The sequence below is a fragment of the Phreatobacter stygius genome (assembly GCF_005144885.1).
GTDB classification, from domain to species: Bacteria; Pseudomonadota; Alphaproteobacteria; order Rhizobiales; family Phreatobacteraceae; genus Phreatobacter; species Phreatobacter stygius.
Genome location: NZ_CP039690.1, coordinates 2,853,163 through 2,872,953, shown reverse-complemented (window position 1 = coordinate 2,872,953; position 19,791 = coordinate 2,853,163). Strand labels below are relative to the sequence as shown.

Here is a 19,791-nt window from a genome sequence, read left to right as displayed (position 1 = left end):
TGCGACCTGATGCATTCATTGGCGCTTGACGAAGAGCGGCCCCTGATCCTGCAGCGCGCCTAGCGAGATACTGGTGCCAAGTCAACTTGATCCAGCCAGACGCACAACTTTACCGATCATGAGCAGCCATCGCAACCGGCCAGAACTCGCCGTTGACTCCTTGCACCAGCTTGCATCGAACAAGCGGAGATTCTATTGGTTTTCCATACCTAAACCAGAGACTCACGGGAACATTACGGCTCCGCACGCGTGGAACTACCATCGAGGGGACATTGAGAATTGCGATCGTTGGTGCTGGGGGGCACGGCAAGGTCGTGGCTGACACGGTCCTGACGCTTGGCAAGGACGACCTTGCTGGCTTCCTCGATGATAAAGCAGAGCTGGTCGGACGCGTCATTGCGGGAGTCCGGGTCATCGGCCGCATGGACGCGTGGTCGCAGCACGGCATCGAGCGCTTGATTTTCGCGATTGGCGATAATCACGCGCGGCGTAAAGCAGTGCAGCGCGTTACCGCCGCAGGAGCGAGATTGACATCCGCCATCCATCCGCGGGCCACCGTCAGCGATCGCGCAAGCGTCAAGGATGGCACGGCGATCATGGCGGGCGCTGTCGTCAATGCCTACGCGGACGTCGGAATGAACGTCATCATCAACACCGGCGCGATCGTGGAGCATGACTGTGTGATCGGCCCACACGCGCACATCGCCCCAGGCAGCTGTCTTGCTGGCAATGTCACGATCGGCGAAGGGGCGTTTCTCGGATTGGGCAGCAGGGTCTTACCCGGCTTGCGCATTGGTTCCTGGTCCATCGTCGGAGCCGGTGCCGTGGTTACGCGTGACGTGCCGGACGGTGCTACGGTTGCCGGTATTCCCGCGCGGAGACTGACATGAACCGCACCCAGCCGGCGGCGTTGCAGATGTCCAGTCCCGACATCAATGAAGACGACATCGCGCTGGTCACCGAAATCCTGCGCAGCGGGCAATTGAGTATCGGCCCTTATCTCGAGAAATTTGAGGCGTTGATTGCCGACTATGTCGGTGCTCGCCACGCCGTAGCGGTCGCCAATGGAACGGCCGGCCTCCACCTCTGCATGCGGCTCGCCGGCGTTGACGATGGAGGCGAGGTCATTACCTCGCCGTTCAGTTTCGTCGCTTCGGCCAACTGCATCCTTTATGAACGCGGCAAGCCCGTCTTCGTTGATATCGACGAGGAAAGCCTCAACATCGACACGCGCCTGGTCGAAGCGGCGATCACCGCCCGCACCCGGGCGATCCTACCCATCCATGTCTTTGGTCAGCCGGCCGACATGGATCGGTTGAACGCGATCGCGACCAGACACTCCGTGACCGTGGTCGAAGATGCCTGTGAGGCCCTGGGCTCCGAATATAAGGGCCGAAAAGTCGGGACCTTCGGCCAGGCTGCGGTGTTTGCCTTCTATCCCAACAAGCAGATGACCACAGGCGAGGGTGGTGTCGTCGTGACCGACGATCCGGAATGGGCGAAGGCGCTGCGGAGCCTGCGCAACCAGGGTCGTGCGGAGATGGGCGGTTGGCTCACCCACGACCGGCTCGGCTTCAACTATCGCCTCGACGAGATGAGTGCTGGCCTCGGCGTGTCTCAGCTTTCGCGAGTCGAATCGCTGCTCGGCCAACGCAGCGCGGTCGCTGCCCGATACCACGAAGCGTTGAAGCGCATTCCCGGCGTCCGCCCGATCATGCCCTGCGGCGGCACCACCCGAATGAGTTGGTTTGTCTATGTTGTGCGCCTCGACGATGGCTTGCCGCGCGAGGACATCGCCCAGCATATGGCAGCCCAGGGAATTCCGACGCGCAACTACTTTCCGCCGATCCATCTGCAACCGTTCTATCGTCGGGACTACGGCTATCGGCCGGGCCAGTTTCCAATCGCCGAGCGGGTCTCCGCGACGACTTTGGCCTTGCCGTTCCACGGGCGGCTGAACGATCAGGATATCGAGCGGGTGTGCGACGGCCTGGCGCGCGCCATCAATGCCGTCGCTCCGGCCTGCGCCGGCGCCGCGGTTTGAGCCGGGCCGGTTGAAATCGGCCGGAAGAGGGGACCAGCCGGCCCGCAAGCGCGCGATGGCCGAGGCCCAGGTCGCCGGCATCCCGAACGCCCGCCTCGCCGGGCGCGACGCTGGATCGAGACCGAAAACGGGCCGTATCCCGGAAGATACGGCCCGTCGTCAACTCAACCTGAGAGCCGTCGGAACGACGGCGGCCGTGCCGGTCAGCGGCGCGCGCGCTGGCGGATCATGAAGGCGTCATAGGTGAACTCGGCCACCTGCCACCACAGGTACTGGTCGTTGCGGGTGGCGGTCATCGCATCGATGATCTTCTTGAAGTCGGCGTTCTTCGAGCCGATCTCGGCATAGAGCTCATTGGCGGCGTTGAAGCTTGCTTCCATGACCTCTTGCGGGAACGGACGCAGCTGGGTGCCGGCGGCCACCAGGCGGCGCAGGGCCTGCGGATTCTGCAGGTCGTATTTGCCCTGCATGATCAGCGTGGCATTGGCGCAGGCATTGTTCAGCGCGGCCTGATAGCTCTTCGGCAGGGCGTTCCACTTTTCCAGATTGATGAAGGTGTGGATCGCCGGGCCGCCTTCCCACCAGCCGGGATAATAATAGAACGGAGCGACCTTGTTGAAGCCGAGCTTCTCGTCGTCATAAGGACCGACCCACTCGGCACCGTCGATCGTGCCGCGCTCGAGGGCGGGATAGATGTCGCCGCCGGCGAGCTGCTGCGGCACGACGCCGAGCTTCTGCAGCACCGAGCCGGTGATGCCGGCAATCCGCATCTTCAAGCCGTTGAGATCGGCCACCGACTTGATTTCCTTGCGGAACCAGCCGCCCATCTGGGCACCGGTATTGCCGGTCTGGATCGCGTGGAAATTATACTTCTTGTAGAACTCGTTGAAGAGCTCGGCGCCGCCGCCCTGGGACAGCCAGGCGTTCTGCTGGCGGGCGTTCAGGCCGAACGGCACCGAGGTGCCGATGGCAAAGGTCGGATCCTTGCCGACATAATAATAGGAACAGGTATGGCAGGACTCGACCGAGCCATTGCTCACCGCATCGGCCGCCTGCAGACCCGGGACGATTTCGCCGGCGGCGAAAACCTGGATCTGGAACTTGTTGTCGGTCATCTCGGCGACCTGCTTGGCGACGTTCTCCGCACCGCCATAGATGGTGTCGAGCGACTTCGGGAAGCTGGACGTCATGCGCCACTTGATCTCGGGAGCAGACTGGGCAAGCGCGGGCGCGGCGACCGCGGTGGCGGCAAGGCCAGCCCCCGTGGCGGCGATAAAGTGGCGGCGTTTCATCGGCATTCCTCCTGGAAGACTGGTCGGCGGACTGCTGTGCGAACGCCGGTCGCGCCATAGATCATTCGATCCAGGCCCAAATCAAGGCCCAGCGCGCGGTTCTGGTTCTTGATTTGATAAAATTAGCTATGCGCCGGAAACCTATCTGAAACTGGATGATCGCTGGTCACATCCAGACGGTCGTGCCGCGGCCGTTCGCCGGACTGGCAGGGGCGCGCGGAAAGCCTATAGTCGACGGATAACAAAAAGACAGCAGATGGGAGGACGTGCATGAGTGGCGGCAAGCCGTGCTCGGAACGGTTCATGCTCTACGGCCCTGACCGGGTGTTTTATGCCGGGCTGCTCGGGCGACCGCGCAAGAGGACCTCGGGGGCACTGCTGTTTTATGCCTCCATGCGCGGCAGCCTGGACCTGACCATCGAGGGTCAGGCGACACGCACCGTCGAGGCAGCCCTGGTGCCGCCCAATACCGTGCACAGCATGACCAGCGAATTTCCGGCGGTCGCCTGCGTGCTGGTCGAGCCGGAGACGGTCGACCGGGCCGCTCTCGACCACCTCGCCAGGACCAGCGACGCCATGTGCCAGCTGGTGCTGGCGGCGCGGATCCGATCCGCCTACCGGGTGTTCTTCGAAACGGCGCACAAGCACGAGATCATTACCGCCGAGTTCGACGCCGAGGTGTTCGGCGCACCGCTGGCGCGACGCCGGTTCGACCCGCGCATCGCCCGCGTGCTCGACGAAATGCGTGCTCAGCCGGGCAGCATCCTGCCGGCGAGCACCTGCGCGTCGGCCGCCAACCTCTCGGTGTCGCGCTTCCTGCACCTGTTCAAGCAGGAGACCGACGTGCCGTTCAGGGCGCTGCGCGCCTGGAAGCGTGCCCGCCATCTGCTGAATTTCGCCAATGAGGCGATCAACATGGCGCATCTCGCACTGGATATCGGTTATCCCGACTCGACCCATTTCAGTCATTCGATCCGGCGCTTCTACGGATTGAAGCCGCGCGCGATCTTTTCCGGGTCGCGCGAACTGGACATTTTCCGGAGCCCGGCCGCCGCCCAGGCCAGGCGCGGTGATCCGGCGTGACCACTGGACGCAAGCCGGGGGCTGACGTTAACGGCAAGCTGGCCCGGATCGTCATCTCAAGGGACAGGCCATGCTCGATACGGCAGAACACGAAGAGGTCCGGCGCAGCCTGCAGAAATTCATCGCCAGCGAAATCAATCCGCATGTCGATGAATGGGAAAAGGCCGGCATCTTCCCCGCGCACGAGCTGTTCAGGAAGCTCGGCGCGCTCGGTTTTCTCGGCCTCAACAAGCCGGTCGAATATGGCGGCCAGGGCCTGGACTATTCCTTCGCGCTGCTGATGGCCGAGGAGCTCGGCGCGATCCGTTGCGGCGGCGTGCCCATGGCGATCGGCGTGCAGACCGACATGGCGACCCCGGCGCTGGCGCGCTTCGGCTCGGACGCGCTGCGCCGCGAATTCCTGGCGCCCTCGATCAGCGGCGACTTTGTCGCCTGTATCGGCGTCTCCGAGCCGAGCGCCGGTTCCGACGTCGCCTCGATCAAGACCCAGGCCCGCTCCGACGGCGACGACTATGTCATCAATGGCGGCAAGATGTGGATCACCAACGGCACCCAGGCCGACTGGATCTGCCTGCTCGCCAATACCAGCGACGGCCAGGTCCATCGCAACAAGTCGCTGATCTGCGTGCCGATGAAGACCAAAGGCGTCGAAATCGCCCGCAAGCTCGACAAGATGGGCATGCATTCGTCCGATACCGCGCAGATCTTTTTCGACAATGTGCGGGTGCCGAAACGCAACCGCATCGGCGAAGAGGGCAAGGGCTTCACCTATCAGATGCTGCAGTTCCAGGAGGAGCGCCTGTGGGGGGCGGCGGCCAGCCTCAAGGCGAACGAGTTCCTGATCGAGGCGACCATCGACTATACCCGCCAGCGCTCGGCCTTCGGGCAGTCGATCCTGGACAATCAGGTCGTGCATTTCCGCATCGCCGAGCTGCAGACCGAAGTCGAGCTGCTGCGTTCGCTGGTCTATCGTGCCGCAGCGCTCTACCTGAAGGGCGACGATGTCACCCGGCTCGCCACCATGGCCAAGCTGAAGGCCGGCCGGCTCAACCGCGAGCTCAGCGACGCGCTGCTGCAATATTGGGGCGGCATGGGCTTCATGAACGAAACCCCGGTCAGCCGGGCCTATCGCGACGGCCGGCTCGCCTCGATCGGCGCCGGCGCCGACGAGGTCATGCTCTCCGTCCTGTGCAAGATGATGGGCACCTTGCCGGGCCAGACCAACAAAACCTGAGAAGCCAGCTGCCTCATGATCACGCTTTACCACTGCGCCAGCGCCCGCTCGTTCCGCCCCCTGTGGATGCTGGAGGAGCTGGGCCTTGCCTATGACCTGAAGATGTTGCCGTTTCCGCCGCGCATGTTCGCCAAGGACTATCTGGCGATCAATCCGCTGGGCACCATCCCCTATCTGATCGATGGCGAGACGCGGATGACCGAGTCGGCCGGCATCTGCCACTATCTCGGCATCAAATATGGTCCAACCCCGCTCACCGTGGCGCCCGAGGAGGCCGACTACGGCGCCTATCTCAACTGGCTGCATTTCGGCGAGGCGACGCTGACTTTTCCGCAAGCCCTGGTGCTGCGCTATTCCAGGCTGGAGCCGCCGGAACGGCGAAGCCCCCAGGTGGTCGAGGACTATTCGCGCTGGTTCCTCGGCCGGCTGCGCGCCGTCGATGCCGTGGTCGCCGCGCAGGAGACCCTGTGCGCCGGACGGTTCACCGCGGCCGACGTGTCGGTCGGTTATGCCTTGATGCTCGCCAACAATCTCGGGCTGGCCAGAGAGTTCGTGCCGGCAACGCAAGCCTATTGGCAGCGTCTCGCCGCGCGGCGGGCCTTTCTGCGGGCGCTGGCCGCCCAGGAGGAAACCGCGCGGCGCGACGGTATCGGACAGGATCCGACCAAGAAGGCCGGATAGCCAGCAGCGACTCGACACAAGACGGCCGTCCGGGCCGGCGTCAGTCTTGAACCTGGGCCATTTGCCGGCCCGATCGTTCAAGGGTTGCCTGCCGATGGCCGTCATCGAAACCATGTTGTCGACCGGCGGCGAGACCTTTCGCGGCCATCGCGACGGCATGCTGGCGCTGATCGAACGGGTGCGCCTTCTGGAAGCGCGCGCCCGCTCCGCTTCGGCCGCCGCGAAGGCCCGCTTCCACGAACGTGGCCAGCTCTTGCCGCGCGAGCGTATCGCGCTGGTGCTCGATCCGGGCTCGCCTTTCCTCGAACTGTCGACGCTTGCCGGCTACATGATGGACGTGCCGGATGCGGACAAGAGCGTTCCCGGCGGCGGCGTCATTGCCGGCATCGGTTTCGTCTCGGGCGTGCGCTGCATGATCAGCGCCAGCGATTCCGGCATCGATGCCGGCGCGCTGCAGCCGATGGGCCTCGACAAGCAATTGCGCGTGCAGGAACTGGCGCTCGAAAACAAGCTGCCCTACCTGCAGCTGGTCGAAAGCGCCGGCGCCAACCTGATGCGCTACCGGGTCGAGGACTTCATCCGCGGCGGCAATATCTTCCGCAACCTGGCGCGGCTGTCGGCCGCCGGCCTGCCCGTGGTCACCGTCACCCATGGTTCGTCGACCGCCGGCGGCGCCTATCAGACCGGCCTGTCGGACTATATCGTCATGGTGCGCGGCCGCACCCGCGCCTTCCTGGCCGGTCCGCCCTTGCTGAAGGCCGCGACCGGCGAGATCGCCACGGAAGAAGAACTCGGCGGCGCCGAGATGCACACCACCATTTCGGGCCTCGGCGACTACCTGGCCGAGGACGATCGCGACGCGCTCAGGCTCGCCCGCGGCATCATGGCCGGGCTCGGCTGGGACAAGGATATCGCGCTGCCCGCCCAGCCCTCCTATGAACCGCCGCGCTATGACGCCGAGGAGCTGATCGGCATCATGCCGATGGACGGCAAGCGGCCGGTCGACATGCGCGAGGTGATCGCCCGCATCGTCGACGGTTCCGACTTCCTGGCCTTCGGCGAGAATTACGGGCCCGGCACGGTCTGCGGCCATGCGGCGATCGAGGGTCATCCGGTCGGCATCATCACCAACAATGCGCCGCTGGATCCCGCCGGCGCCAACAAGGCGACCCATTTCATCCAGGCCTGCTGCCAGTCGAAAACACCGATCCTCTACCTGAACAACACCACCGGCTACATGGTCGGGCGGGCCTATGAGGAGGCCGGCATGATCAAGCACGGCGCCAAGATGATCCAGGCGGTGACCAGCGCCACCGTGCCGCAGATCACGCTCTATTGCGGCGCCTCTTATGGCGCCGGCAATTACGGCATGTGCGGGCGCGGTTTCCATCCCCGCTTCTGCTTCTCCTGGCCGAATGCCCGGACCGCCGTGATGGGCGGCGAACAAGCCGCCGAGACCATGGCGATCGTCACCAAAGCCGCCGCCGCCAGGCGCGGCAAACCGGTGGACGAAGAGCAGGTGACCCGGCTGAAAGGCGACATCATCAGCCTGTTCGAGCGACAGATGGATGTCTTCACCACCAGCGCCAAGCTGCTCGACGACGGTGTGATCGACCCGCGCGACACCCGCGCGGTGCTGGCCGAGGCGCTGGCCATCTGCCGCGAGGCGGACCGGCGCCAGCCGGTGGCCATGCAGTTCTCGGTGGCCCGGCCATGACGACAAAAGCCAATGCCGCGACGATGACAGCCGCGACCCCCTTCACCTCGGTCCTAATCGCCAACCGGGGCGAGATCGCGCTGCGCATCATGCGCACGGCGCGCCGGATGGGCCATGGCGTGGTGGCGGTCTATTCTTCCGCCGATGCGGGGGCGCAACACGTGCACGCGGCCGACCGCGCCGTCCATATCGGCGAGGCCCTGCCGAGCCAGTCCTACCTGGCGATCGACCGGATCATCGCCGCGGCCAAGGCCTCCGGCGCCGACGCGGTCCATCCAGGCTACGGATTCCTGGCCGAGAATGCCGATTTCGCCCGGGCCTGCCGCGCCGCCGGCCTGGTCTTCATTGGCCCGTCGCCCGAGGCCATCGATGCCATGGGCAACAAGGCCGGCGCCAAGACAATCATGGCGGGTGCCGGCGTGCCCGTGGTGCCCGGCTATCAGGGCGCCGACCAGGGCGAGGCGAGGCTCGCCGAAGAGGCCGCCAGGATCGGCTTCCCGGTCATGATCAAGGCGGTGGCCGGTGGTGGCGGGCGCGGCATGCGCCTGGTGCCGGATGCCGCGCGGTTCACCGATCTGCTCCGCAGCGCCCGGTCCGAAGCCGAGAACGCTTTCGGCGACCCAACCGTCATCCTGGAACGGGCGATCATCGATCCGCGCCATATCGAAATCCAGGTCTTCGGCGACCGCCATGGCGGCGCGGTGCATCTCGGCGAGCGCGACTGCTCGGTGCAGCGGCGCCATCAGAAACTGGTCGAGGAAGCGCCCTCGCCGGTGGTTTCGGCGGATTTGCGCGCGCGCATGGGGGCGACCGCCGTCAAGGCGGTCAAGGCGCTCGGCTACGAGGGGGCCGGCACGCTGGAATTCCTGCTGGAGCCGGACGGCGCCTTCTATTTCATGGAAATGAACACCCGCCTGCAGGTCGAGCACCCGGTCACCGAACTGATCACCGGGCTCGACCTGGTCGAATGGCAGCTGCGGGTCGCGGCCGGCGAACCCTTGCCGCTCGGCCAGCAGGCGATCGGCCTCGCCGGCCATGCCATCGAGGTCAGGCTCTGCGCCGAGGATCCGGCCCACGACTTCATGCCGCAGTCCGGCAGCATCGCCTATTGGGCGATGCCCGGGGAATTGCGGGTCGAAACCGCGGTCGGCTCCGGCACCGAGATCCCGCCCTTCTACGATTCGATGATCGCCAAGGTGATCGCCCATGGTGCGACGCGCGACGAGGCCCGGCGCAAGCTGATCGCCGGGTTGACGCGGGCCGCGGTCCTGGGCATCCCGACCAATCAAGGCTTCCTGGCGCGCGTGCTCGATCACCCGGCCTTCGCCGCCGGTCAAGCGACCACCGGTTTTGTCGCCGAGCACGGCGAAACCTTGAAGCCGGGGCCCGGCCAGGGCCTGCCCGCGCCGGTGCTCGCGGCCCTGCTCTTCTATGTCACCGACACCGCACCCGCCCATCGCGGCACGACCCGCCATCTCGGGCCGCCCCTGCCGGTTCCCATGCTGGTCGAGATCGACGGCGTGAAAGCCGAGGTCGGCATCTACCGGGATCGCGACGGCAGCCACCGCATCCAGTTCGACGGCCAGGACCGGCGCATCCAGGTCGACGGCATCGGGCCGAATGCGCTGCGGTTCAGCCATGACGGCGTCGCCGACACGCTGGTCTTCGCGCGCGCCGGCGCCGCGCTGTTCCTTCAGCAGGGCGCCGACGCCGTCGCCATCCGCGACCTGACCCGGGCGGTCGCCGAAATCGCCGGGGCCGACGACAGCGACGGCCGCCTGCTGGCGGCCATGAACGGCCGGATCGTCGCCGTGCATGTGGCGGCCGGCGACCAGGTCGCGGCCGGCCAGCCGATCGTCACGCTGGAGGCGATGAAGATGGAACATGTCCACACCGCGCCGGTCGCCGGCACCATCACCGATATCGGCGTGGCCGCCGGCGAGCAGGTGACCACCCATCGCCTGATCGCCAGGATCGAAGCGGCCGCCGCCTGAAAGGGATCCCGATGTCCGAAACCCCGGCATCCGACACCGTCCTCATCGACAAGCGCGGCCAGGCGCTGTGGATCACCATCAACCGGCCGGACAAGCGCAACGCCATGAACGGCGAGGTCGTCGCCGGCATTGCCCGCGGTTATGCCGAGGCCCATGGCGACCCGGATATCCGGGTCATCGTGCTGACCGGCGCCGGCGACAAGGCGTTTTGCGCCGGCGCCGACCTGCAGCTCGGCAAAGGCTTCTTCCAGGACCTGGCCAAGCCGAACAGCGATTATGCCGATCTCCTGAGGCTCTCGCAGAACGCCACCAAGCCGTCGATCGCGCGGGTCAACGGCGTCTGCATGGCTGGCGGCATGGGGCTTTTGTGCATGACCGACATGGCGGTGGCGGCCGAGAGCGCGATCTTCGGCCTGCCGGAGGTGAAGGTCGGCGTGTTCCCCATGCAGGTGCTGAGCCTGCTGCAGCGGATCGTGCCGCGCCGGCTGGTCCATGAATGGTGCCTGACCGGCGAACCCTTCGATGCCCATGAGGCCAAGGCCGCGGGACTGATCAACCATGTCGCGCCGGCGGCCGGGCTGGATGCCAAGCTGGACTGGCTGATCGCCCGGGTCGTCGACAAGTCGCCGACCGCCATCCGGCGCGGCAAATATGCCATGCGCGCCATTGCCGCCATGTCGTTCGACGAGGCCATTGCCTATACCGAAGCGCAGATCGCGCTGACCGCGGCCACCGAAGACGCCAAGGAGGGCATCGCCGCCTTTGCCGAAAAGCGCAAGCCGAACTGGACCGGCCGGTGACCCATCTAGCCGATTTACACAAGACGCCGCCCGGCGGGACTGAAACGATGGCCCTCGAGATCACGGGCCAAGGTCATTCGGGAACGAGCCGGCCATGAGCGACAAGGCGATCATCACCTGCGCGCTGAACGGCGTGCTGACTGATCCGAAGCAGCATAGCGTGCCGGTCACGCCGGCCGAAATGGCGGCCGAGGCGAAGCGTGCCTATGACGCCGGCGCATCCGTCATGCATATCCACCTGCGCCAGCAGGGCGAGGGCAAAGGCCATCTGCCGTCCTGGGACACCTCGCTTTCGGTCGAGGTGCAGGCGGCGATCCGCACCGCCTGTCCAGATGTGATCATCAATCACACCTCCGGTGTCGTCGGTCCCGATTATGCCGGCGCGCTCGCCTGCATTCGCGAAACCAAACCTGAAATGGCCGCCTGCAATGCCGGCTCGCTCAATTATCTGAAGGTCAAGGCGGACGGGACCTGGGCCTGGAAGCCGATGCTGTTCGACAATCCGGTCGAGAAGATCCAGGCCTATCTCGATGTGATGGCCAGCGCCGGCACCTTGCCGGAGTTCGAATGTTTCGACGTCGGCATCGCCCGCTGCGTCGCGATGTATTCGCAAGTCGGCATGGTCAAGGGACCGCTGCAGTACAATTTCGTCATGGGCGTCGAATCCGGCATGCCGGCCGACCCCGATCTGCTGCCGATCCTGATCAAGCTGAAGGCGCCGGCCGCCAATTGGCAGGTCACCGCCATCGGCCGCGGCGGCATCTGGCCGCTGCACCGGCGCTGCGCCGAGCTCGGCGGCCATTTGCGTAGCGGGCTGGAAGACACGTTCTACCGGGACGACGGCACCAAGGTCGCGTCGAACGGCCCGCTGATCGATCAGCTCGCGGCATACGTAAGACAGGCGGGCCGCACGGTCGCGAGCCCCGAGGAGGCCCGTACGATCCTGAAGCTGCAATGACAGCCTGGCCGAAGGCCGGATCAACCGGCCTCGGCCCACAAGCCGTGCATGGGGAACGCCGACAGCCCAAAGGGGAGAACCGTTTGCAGATCGTTCAGCTGGTGATCAGCGGGCTCGCGCAAGGCTGCATCTATGGCCTGATCGCGCTCGGCTTCGTGCTCATCTACAAGGCGACCGAAACCGTCAATTTCGCCCAGGGCGAGTTGATGATGATCGGCGCCTTTGCCGGCCTGTTCGCCGCCACCACGCTCGGCTTGCCCTATTGGCTGGTGATCCTGGCCGCCATGGCCGCGACCGCGCTGATCGGCCTTGCCATCGAACGCGTCGTGCTCCAGCCGATCCTTGGCCACCCCGCCTTCTCGATCGTCATGGTGACCATCGGGCTGAGCTATATGGCGCGCGGCCTGGTCACCATGATCCCGGTGGTCGGCACCGACACCCATGCGCTGCCGGTGCCGTTCCGCGGCGAGATCTTCCGGCTCGGCACGCTGGTGATCAGCGCCGAGCACATCGTCATCATCGCCGCCACCATCGTGCTGTGCGGCCTGCTCGCCGCCATGTTCCATTACACCAAGGTCGGCATCGCCATGCAGGCCATGTCGCAGAACCAGCTGGCGGCCTATTACATGGGCATTCCGGTCAAGCGCCTGTCGGGGCTGATCTGGGGGATCAGCGCGGCGGTCGCGGCGATTGCCGGCATCCTGCTGGCGCCGCTCACCTTCGTCCATGCCAATATGGGGCTGATCGGCATCAAGGCCTTTCCGGCCGCGGTCATCGGCGGCTTCACCAGCCTGCCCGGCGCGATCGTCGGGGGCTTGATCATCGGCGTCGTCGAGTCTCTCGCCGGCTTCTACCTGATGGAGGGCTTCAAGGACGTCGCCGCCTTCGTCGTCGTGCTGCTCATGCTGGTGTTCAAACCCACCGGCCTGTTCGGCGAAACCGCCCGAAAGAAGGTGTGACGCCATGCGGTTCATCTTCAAGACCCGCTACGAACAGGACATCAACCTGATCCAGCACAACGGCCAGCTGTTCTGGTACGGCCTGCTGATCGTTGCCCTCCTGGCCATTCCGGCGGCGGCCTCGCCCTATCTGCTGACCCAGATGTCGCAGATGCTGATCTACACGATCATCGCCTTCGGGCTGATGCTGCTGGCCGGCTTCACCGGGCAGATGTCGCTCGGCCACGCCGCCTTCATGGCGGTCGGCGCCTATACCGAAGCGGTGCTGGCCATTGCCGGCTGGCCGTTCTTCCTGTCGGTTGCCGCGTCAGGCCTGCTGGCGGCGATTGTCGGCGTGATCATCGGCCTGCCGGCCCTGCGCGTCAAAGGCCTCTATCTCGGCATCGCGACGCTCGCCTTCGGCACCATCGTGGAAGAGGTCATCGCCCGGGCCGAACATGTCACCGGCGGCAATGCCGGCCTGATGGTGCCGCCGATCCAGTTGTTCGGCCTGCGTTTCGCCGACGGCCCGGCCTTCTATTATCTCTGCCTCGGCTTCGCCATCGCCGCCGCGCTGGTGCTGATCAACCTGCTGCGCTCGCCGACCGGCCGGGCCTTCGTGGCGATCCGCGATTCCGAGATTTCCGCGCAGAGCATGGGCGTGCACCTGGCCACCTACAAGACGCTGTCGTTTTCGATCAGCGCGGCCTTCGCCGGCGTCGCCGGCGCGCTCTACGCCCACAATATCCGCTTCCTGTCGCCCGACCAGTTCACCGTCGTGCAGTCGATCGAGCTCTTGATGATGGTGGTGATCGGCGGCCTCGGTTCGATCCACGGCGCGGCCTTCGGCGCCATCTTCCTGATCGCGCTGCCGCAGGTGATCAATGCGGTCAAACCGCTCATGCCTTCGGCGCTGGCGGAGGCGACCGGCCTGCAGCCGACCATTTTCGGCATGATGCTGATCCTCACCGTGCTGTTCGAGCCGCTCGGCATCTACGGCGCATGGCTTAAGCTCAAAGCCTATTTCGACCTGTTCCCGTTCTACCGGAAAGGCATGTTCCGCCGGCAGAAGGCCTTCCAGAAATCGGACCGGTTGAAATGAGCGGGCACCTGTTCGAAGCCAAGGGCATTTCGGTCCAGTTCGGCGGCCTGCGCGCCGTCGACGATGTCAGCTTCACCGTCGCCAAGGGCGAGGTCTTCACCATTATCGGGCCGAACGGCGCCGGCAAGACCACGGTGTTCAACATCATCAGCCGGATCTACGACGCGACCACGGGCACGATCTTGCTCGAGGGCCAGGACATCACCCAGGTCGCGCCGCACCGGGTGGCAAGCCTCGGCATTGCCCGGACCTTCCAGAATATCGAGCTGTTCGAGCATGCCACCGTGCTGCAGAACCTGCTGATCGGCGCCCATATCCACCGCACCACCAATCCGCTGACCGAGGCCCTGTTCCTGCCCTCGGTGCGCCGCGCCGAGGTGGCGCTGCGCGAACATGTCGAGCGGATCATCGACCTGCTCGACCTGGCGGTTCACCGCGACAGCATGGTGGCCGGCCTGCCTTATGGCGCGCGCAAGGTAGTCGAGCTCGGCCGGGCGCTCGCCACCAAGCCGAAGCTCCTGCTGCTCGACGAACCCTCGTCCGGCCTCAATGTCGAGGAGACCGAGGACATGGCCTTCTGGATCGAGGACATCACCAAGGACCTCGGCATCACCGTGATCATGGTCGAACACGACATGACGCTGGTGTCGCGCGTCTCCGACCGGGTGCTGGCGATGAACCAGGGGCGGGTGCTGGCGCTCGGCAAGCCCGACGAGGTGCAGCGCCACCCCGCCGTGATCGAGGCCTATATCGGCCGCCCAGCCCTGGAGGTCGTGCCGACATGACCGCACCGGTCCTGACCGAACCCATCCTGACTCTTGCCAATGTCGAGGCGGCCTATGGCGCGGTGAAAGCCATTCGCGGCGTCTCGCTGTCGGTGGCCAAGGGCGCCATCGTCACGGTGCTGGGCGCCAATGGCGCGGGCAAGACCACCATCCTGAAGACGATCTCCGGCATTCTCGATCCGCAGAAGGGGGCGATCACCTTCAAGGGCGAGCCGATCGACCGGCGCGATCCGGCCGAGATCGTCCGCCGCGGCCTGAGCCATTCGCCCGAGGGCCGCGAGGTGTTTCCGCTGCTGTCGGTGCGCAACAACCTCTTGATGGGCGCCTTCACCCGTTCGGATCGCGACGAGATCGCCCGCGATCTCGAACTGGTCGAGAGCTATTTCCCGATCCTGAAGGAGCGCGCCGACCAGGAGGCCGGCCTGCTCTCGGGCGGCCAGCAGCAGATGCTCGCCATTTCCCGCGCGCTGATGTCCAGGCCGGATCTCCTGCTCCTGGACGAACCCTCGCTCGGGCTGTCGCCGAAACTGACCCAGGACATCTTTTCCATCGTCAAACGGGTCAACCGCGAGCGCGGCGTGACCATTCTGCTGGTCGAGCAGAATGCCGCCATGGCACTGGAAACCGCCGATTTCGGCTACATTCTCGAACATGGCCGCATCGTCATGGAGGACAGCTGCGCGAAGCTGCGGGACAAGGACGACGTCAAGGAATTCTATCTCGGCCTGAAGGATGTCGGCGTGCGCGGCCACCGGCGCTGGAAGAAAAAGAAGATGTGGCGGTAGGAGACAGCCGATGTTGGAAATCTGGCCATTCCAGGACGTCCGCCGCCCGGCGACCCCCGCCGGCGAAACGATCGCCGAGATCCTGGCCTCGGCGATCGCCATGCGCGGCGACAAGATCGCCCTGCGCCAGAAGGATCTCGGGCTCTGGCAGTCGACCACCTGGACTGAAATGGGCGTCATCGTGCGCGAGATCGCGCTTGGCCTCGCAGCCCTCGGGCTGGAGCCCGGCGACGTCGCCTCGATCCTGTCCAACACCCGGCGGGAATGGTCCTTTGCCGATTACGCCGTGCTGTGCGCCGGTGGCGTCTCCAACGGCATCTATCCGACCGACGCGCCGGAACAGTGCGAATATCTGATGACCGATTCGGCCACACGCTTCGTCTTCGTCGAGGACGAGGAGCAGCTCGACAAGATCCTGGAAATCCGGGCCCGCACGCCCGATCTCGCCAAGATCATCGTGTTCGACACCGAGGGTCTGATGCGCTTCTCGGATCCGCAGGTGATGAGCCTGGAGGCGCTGCGCGCGCTCGGCCGCGCCACCGACGGGAACGATCCGGAGCTCTGGGCACGCCGGCTCAAGAGCCGCAAACCCGAAGACCTGGCCATCCTGGTCTATACCTCGGGCACGACAGGCAAGCCGAAAGGCGCGATGCTCACCCATCGCAACATCCTCTCGGCCATCTCGGTCATCACCAACGAGACGCTGCGCCAGAACGAAGACGACCAGCGCATGGCTTTCCTGCCGCTCTGCCATGTCGCCGAACGGGTCGGCGGGCAGCTCCTGGCGCTCTATTCCGGCGCCACCCTGAATTTCGTCGAGAACCCGGAAACGGTTCCGGAAAACGTCCGGGAGATCTCGCCGACCATCTTCTTCGCGGTGCCGCGGATCTGGGAGAAATTCTATTCCGGCGTGATGATCAGGCTCGCCGAGGCGACCCCGGCACAGCGGCTGATCTATGGCTGGTCGATCGAACAGGGCCGCAAGGCCGCCGACCTCTATATCGACGGCCAGCCGATCCCGCTCGGCTTGCGGCTGAAGGTGCATCTCGGCCGCTGGCTGGCGCTCAACAATGTCCGCCGGGCGATCGGCATCCATCGCTGCCGGTTCCTGGCGACCGGTGCCGCGCCGGTCTCGCCCGACCTGATCCGCTGGTATTTCGCGCTCGGCGTGCCGCTGCTCGAACTCTGGGGCATGACCGAGACATCGGGTGCCGGCAGCGTCGTGCCGTTCGAGCGGGTCAAGCCCGGCACCATCGGCCGGCCGACCAGCGCAATCGAAATGAAGATTTCCCCCGAGGGCGAAATCCTGGCCCGCGGTCCGACCATCATATCGGGCTATCTCAATCAGCCGGAAAAGACGGCGGAAGCCATTCGCGACGGCTGGCTGCATACCGGCGATGTCGGCATGGTCGACAATGAGGGCTTCTTCAAGATCACCGACCGGATGAAGGACATCATCATCACTGCCGGCGGCAAGAACGTCACGCCGAGCGAGATCGAGAACGAGCTGAAATTTTCGCCCTATATTACCGACGCCGTGGTGATCGGCGACCGGCGGCCCTATCTCACCGCGCTGGTCATGATCGACCTGGAAAATGTCGAGAAATTCGCCCAGGACCGCGACATACCCTTCTCCAACTATGCCAGCCTCTGCCGCGCACCGGCAGTGCAGGCGCTGATCGAGACCGAGGTCGAGCGGGTCAACAAAAAATTCGCCCGGGTCGAACAGGTGAAGAGCTTCCGGCTGATCGAACAGCAGCTGACAGCCGAAGACGAGGAGCTGACGCCGACCATGAAACTGAAGCGCGGCTTCGTGCAGAAGAAATATGCCGAACTGATCGACGGCATGTATCGCAGTTCCGCGGCATGACAGCTGCTATGACAAATTGGCGGATTGGACTAGTCTCGCGCGACCACCAGCATTCATGACCTAACTCTAAGAAGATCGCCGCGAAGCAACTGCGGGTGACCCAGATGGAGGAAATGATGAAGACCAGACTTACCACCGGCCTGGCACTGGCGCTTTGCCTCACTGCCGGCACCGCATGGGCGCAGACACAAGGGGTCACGCCCACCCAGATCACACTCGGCAGCATCCAGGACCTGTCCGGACCAGCGGCGGGCTATGGCAAGCAGATCCGCAGCGGGCTGCAAATGTATTTCGACGAATTGAATGCCCGCGGCGGCATCCATGGCCGGCAGGTGCGCCTCATTGTCGAGGACAACGCCTATGATCCGCGCAAAGCGCTGCTGGCGGCGCAGAAACTGGTCAATAGCGACCGCATCTTCATGATGATCGGCCATCTCGGCACGGCGCAGAACATGGCCGCCATGCCGGTGCAGTTCGAGCGCAACGTGCCGAATTTCATGCCGGTGACCGCCGCCCGCGAAATGTACCTGCCGGCGCAGCCGCTGAAAATGGCTTTCGCCACGGCCTATTACGACCAGTTGCGCACCATGCTGCCGGAGATCGTCAAGGAGCGCGCGCTGAAGCGCGCCTGCGTGGTCTATCAGGACGACGAGTTCGGCCTGGAGGTCATGCGCGGTGGCGAGGCGGCCCTGGCGACGCTCAACCAGACCTTCGTCGAACGGGCGTCCTACAAGCGCGGCGCGACCGAATTTTCCTCGCAGGTGGCCCGGCTGAAGGCGGCCAATTGTGATCTCGTTGTCATGGGCACGATCATCCGCGAGACGGTCGGCGTACTGGCCGAAGCCAAGAAGATCGGCCTCGACGCGGTCTTCGTCGCCACCAGCGCAGCCTATACCCACCTCATTCCGCAGCTCGGCGGGCCGGTCGCCGAAGGTTTCTATGCGGTCACCACCACGGCCCATCCCTATCCGGATGATCCGAACCCAGCGATCCGCGAATGGGCGGTCCGCTACAAGGCGAAATTCGGCGAGGATCCGACCGTATTCTCGGCCTATGGCTGGCAGATCGGCAATCTGTTCTACGAAGCCGCGGTGAAGGCCGGCCAGGACCTGACGGTCGAGAGCTTCCTGCGCGCCATGGAAACGCCCTACGGCACCGACCTGTTCGGCAGCCAGGGCTGTGCCATTACCGCGCAGAACCGGCTCTGCAACAACTCCGCGCGCCTGTCGCAGGTGCGCAACGGCCGCTGGGTGATCACCCGCGATTGGGTGCACGGCGCCATACCGACGCATTGAGCCAGGCGACACCCGCGCCGCCGGGCCTCCCGGCGGCGCTCACCCCGACCACCGACATGAGGACCGCGCTTTGGCCAGTCCGTTCTATACGGCCGACCACGAGGCCTTTCGCGACGTGGTTCGCCGCTTCGTCGCGCGCGAAATCGAGCCCTATGCCCAAGCCTGGGACGAACAGGAAGAATTCCCCCGCGAGCTCTACCGCAAGGCCGCCGAGATCGGCCTGATCGGCCTCGGCTTTCCCGAGGCCTATGGCGGGGTCGCGGCCGACCGGTTCATGTGGCTTGTCGCGGTGCAGGAACTGGCCAGGCCGGGTTCGGGCGGTGTCAGCGCCAGCCTGATGAGCCATGCCATCGGCGCGCCGCCGATCGCGCTCGCCGCCACGCCGGAGGTCAAGGCGCGGGTCTTGCCGCAGATCCTGTCGGGCGCGAAGATTTCGGCGCTCGCCATCACCGAACCGAGCGGCGGCTCGGATGTCGCCAATCTGCGGACCAGCGCCCGCCGGCAGGGCGACCATTATGTCGTCAATGGCGAGAAGACCTTCATCACCTCGGGCATGCGGGCGGACTATTACACCGTGGCCGTGCGCACCGGCGGCCCCGGCGCCGGCGGCGTCAGCCTGCTCTTGATCGAGCGCGACAGCCCCGGCTTCTCACGCACGCCGTTGAAGAAGATGGGCTGGTGGGCCTCCGACACCGCGACCCTGCATTTCGATGATGTCCGCGTGCCCACAGAGAACCTGATCGGTGAAGAGGGCCAGGGCTTCAAGATCGTCATGCGCAATTTCAACCACGAGCGCCTGACCATGGCGGCCGGCTGCACCGCCTTCGCCGAGGTTTGCCTCGACGAGGCAAGGACTTATGCCAAAGAACGGCAGACCTTCGGCAAGCCGCTGACCCAGCACCAGGTGATCCGGCACAAGCTGGTCGACATGGCCGAGCGCGTGGCGGCGAGCCAGGCCTGGCTGGAAATGCTGACCTGGCGGCTGGAGCAGGGCGAGAACCCGGTCGCCGAGATCTGCATGCTGAAGAACCAGGCCACCCAGACCATGGCCTTCTGCGCCTCCGAGGCCGTGCAGATCTTCGGCGGCGCCGGCTTCATGCGCGGCGGCAAGGTCGAGCGGATCTATCGCGAAGTGAAGGTCAATGCCATCGGCGGCGGCACCGAGGAGATCATGAAGGATCTCGCCGGCCGCCAGATGGGGCTGTAGCGCCGT

17 protein-coding genes are annotated in these 19,791 nt (G+C 65.3%); 16 read left to right on the top strand and 1 reads right to left on the bottom strand.

The window, feature by feature from the left end; translation table 11 throughout:
• Nucleotides 1-152: 152 nt before the first annotated feature.
• Together E8M01_RS13275 and E8M01_RS13270 are read left to right on the top strand one after the other, a co-directional pair.
• Nucleotides 153-890: an acetyltransferase gene (locus E8M01_RS13275; protein ID WP_425467722.1), complete on the top strand. Its 738-nt coding sequence runs from the start codon at nt 153-155 to the stop codon at nt 888-890.
• Nucleotides 887-2,044: a DegT/DnrJ/EryC1/StrS family aminotransferase gene (locus tag E8M01_RS13270; protein ID WP_215908884.1), complete on the top strand. Its 1,158-nt coding sequence runs from the start codon at nt 887-889 to the stop codon at nt 2,042-2,044. Before E8M01_RS13275 ends, E8M01_RS13270 begins: the two co-directional genes overlap by 4 nt.
• 203 nt (nt 2,045-2,247) lie before the next feature.
• Here the strand turns inward: E8M01_RS13270 and E8M01_RS13265 are convergent, their stop codons facing one another.
• Nucleotides 2,248-3,336, bottom strand: coding sequence for a TRAP transporter substrate-binding protein (locus E8M01_RS13265; protein ID WP_136960552.1), 1,089 nt, complete (start codon nt 3,334-3,336; stop codon nt 2,248-2,250).
• 270 nt (nt 3,337-3,606) lie between these two features.
• Here E8M01_RS13265 and E8M01_RS13260 point away from each other — a divergent pair, with 270 nt between their 5' ends.
• The 14 genes from E8M01_RS13260 (at nt 3,607) to E8M01_RS13195 (ending at nt 19,785) form a co-directional block, all read left to right on the top strand.
• Entirely contained in the window at nt 3,607-4,419 is an 813-nt protein-coding gene (locus E8M01_RS13260; RefSeq protein WP_136960551.1) for an AraC family transcriptional regulator, read from the top strand.
• Nucleotides 4,420-4,489: 70 nt separating this feature from the next.
• A complete protein-coding gene (locus tag E8M01_RS13255; protein WP_136960550.1) occupies nt 4,490-5,653 on the top strand; it encodes an acyl-CoA dehydrogenase family protein in 1,164 nt (387 codons plus the stop codon).
• 15 nt (nt 5,654-5,668) lie between these two features.
• Nucleotides 5,669-6,334 carry a glutathione S-transferase family protein gene (locus E8M01_RS13250; RefSeq protein ID WP_136960549.1) on the top strand — a complete coding sequence of 222 codons (666 nt, stop codon included), beginning with the start codon at nt 5,669-5,671 and terminating at the stop codon, nt 6,332-6,334.
• A gap of 94 nt (nt 6,335-6,428) precedes the next feature.
• Nucleotides 6,429-8,051: an acyl-CoA carboxylase subunit beta gene (locus E8M01_RS13245; protein WP_136960548.1), complete on the top strand. Its 1,623-nt coding sequence runs from the start codon at nt 6,429-6,431 to the stop codon at nt 8,049-8,051.
• The gene (locus E8M01_RS13240; protein ID WP_281287845.1) at nt 8,048-10,045 is read left to right on the top strand and encodes an acetyl/propionyl/methylcrotonyl-CoA carboxylase subunit alpha; all 1,998 of its coding nucleotides are present in this window, start codon (nt 8,048-8,050) and stop codon (nt 10,043-10,045) included. The genes E8M01_RS13245 and E8M01_RS13240 overlap by 4 nt, the downstream gene beginning before the upstream one ends.
• A gap of 11 nt (nt 10,046-10,056) precedes the next feature.
• The gene (locus E8M01_RS13235) at nt 10,057-10,845 is read left to right on the top strand and encodes an enoyl-CoA hydratase/isomerase family protein (RefSeq protein WP_136960547.1); all 789 of its coding nucleotides are present in this window, start codon (nt 10,057-10,059) and stop codon (nt 10,843-10,845) included.
• 94 nt (nt 10,846-10,939) lie between these two features.
• Complete coding sequence (locus tag E8M01_RS13230) at nt 10,940-11,803, top strand: beta-keto acid cleavage family enzyme (protein ID WP_136960546.1); 864 nt, start codon at nt 10,940-10,942, stop codon at nt 11,801-11,803.
• Between the two features lie 83 nt (nt 11,804-11,886).
• The gene (locus E8M01_RS13225) at nt 11,887-12,762 is read left to right on the top strand and encodes a branched-chain amino acid ABC transporter permease (protein ID WP_136960545.1); all 876 of its coding nucleotides are present in this window, start codon (nt 11,887-11,889) and stop codon (nt 12,760-12,762) included.
• A gap of 4 nt (nt 12,763-12,766) precedes the next feature.
• A complete protein-coding gene (locus E8M01_RS13220) occupies nt 12,767-13,843 on the top strand; it encodes a branched-chain amino acid ABC transporter permease (RefSeq protein ID WP_136960544.1) in 1,077 nt (358 codons plus the stop codon).
• Nucleotides 13,840-14,628, top strand: coding sequence for an ABC transporter ATP-binding protein (locus E8M01_RS13215; RefSeq protein ID WP_136960543.1), 789 nt, complete (start codon nt 13,840-13,842; stop codon nt 14,626-14,628). The genes E8M01_RS13220 and E8M01_RS13215 overlap by 4 nt, the downstream gene beginning before the upstream one ends.
• Complete coding sequence (locus E8M01_RS13210; protein WP_136960542.1) at nt 14,625-15,413, top strand: ABC transporter ATP-binding protein; 789 nt, start codon at nt 14,625-14,627, stop codon at nt 15,411-15,413. The genes E8M01_RS13215 and E8M01_RS13210 overlap by 4 nt, the downstream gene beginning before the upstream one ends.
• A gap of 10 nt (nt 15,414-15,423) precedes the next feature.
• Nucleotides 15,424-17,283, top strand: a complete 1,860-nt coding sequence (locus tag E8M01_RS13205; protein ID WP_136960541.1) for an AMP-dependent synthetase/ligase — start codon at nt 15,424-15,426, stop codon at nt 17,281-17,283.
• Nucleotides 17,284-17,399: 116 nt separating this feature from the next.
• The gene (locus E8M01_RS13200) at nt 17,400-18,578 is read left to right on the top strand and encodes an ABC transporter substrate-binding protein (RefSeq protein ID WP_136960540.1); all 1,179 of its coding nucleotides are present in this window, start codon (nt 17,400-17,402) and stop codon (nt 18,576-18,578) included.
• A 70-nt stretch (nt 18,579-18,648) separates the two neighbouring features.
• Entirely contained in the window at nt 18,649-19,785 is a 1,137-nt protein-coding gene (locus E8M01_RS13195; protein ID WP_136960539.1) for an acyl-CoA dehydrogenase family protein, read from the top strand.
• Nucleotides 19,786-19,791 lie beyond the last annotated feature (6 nt).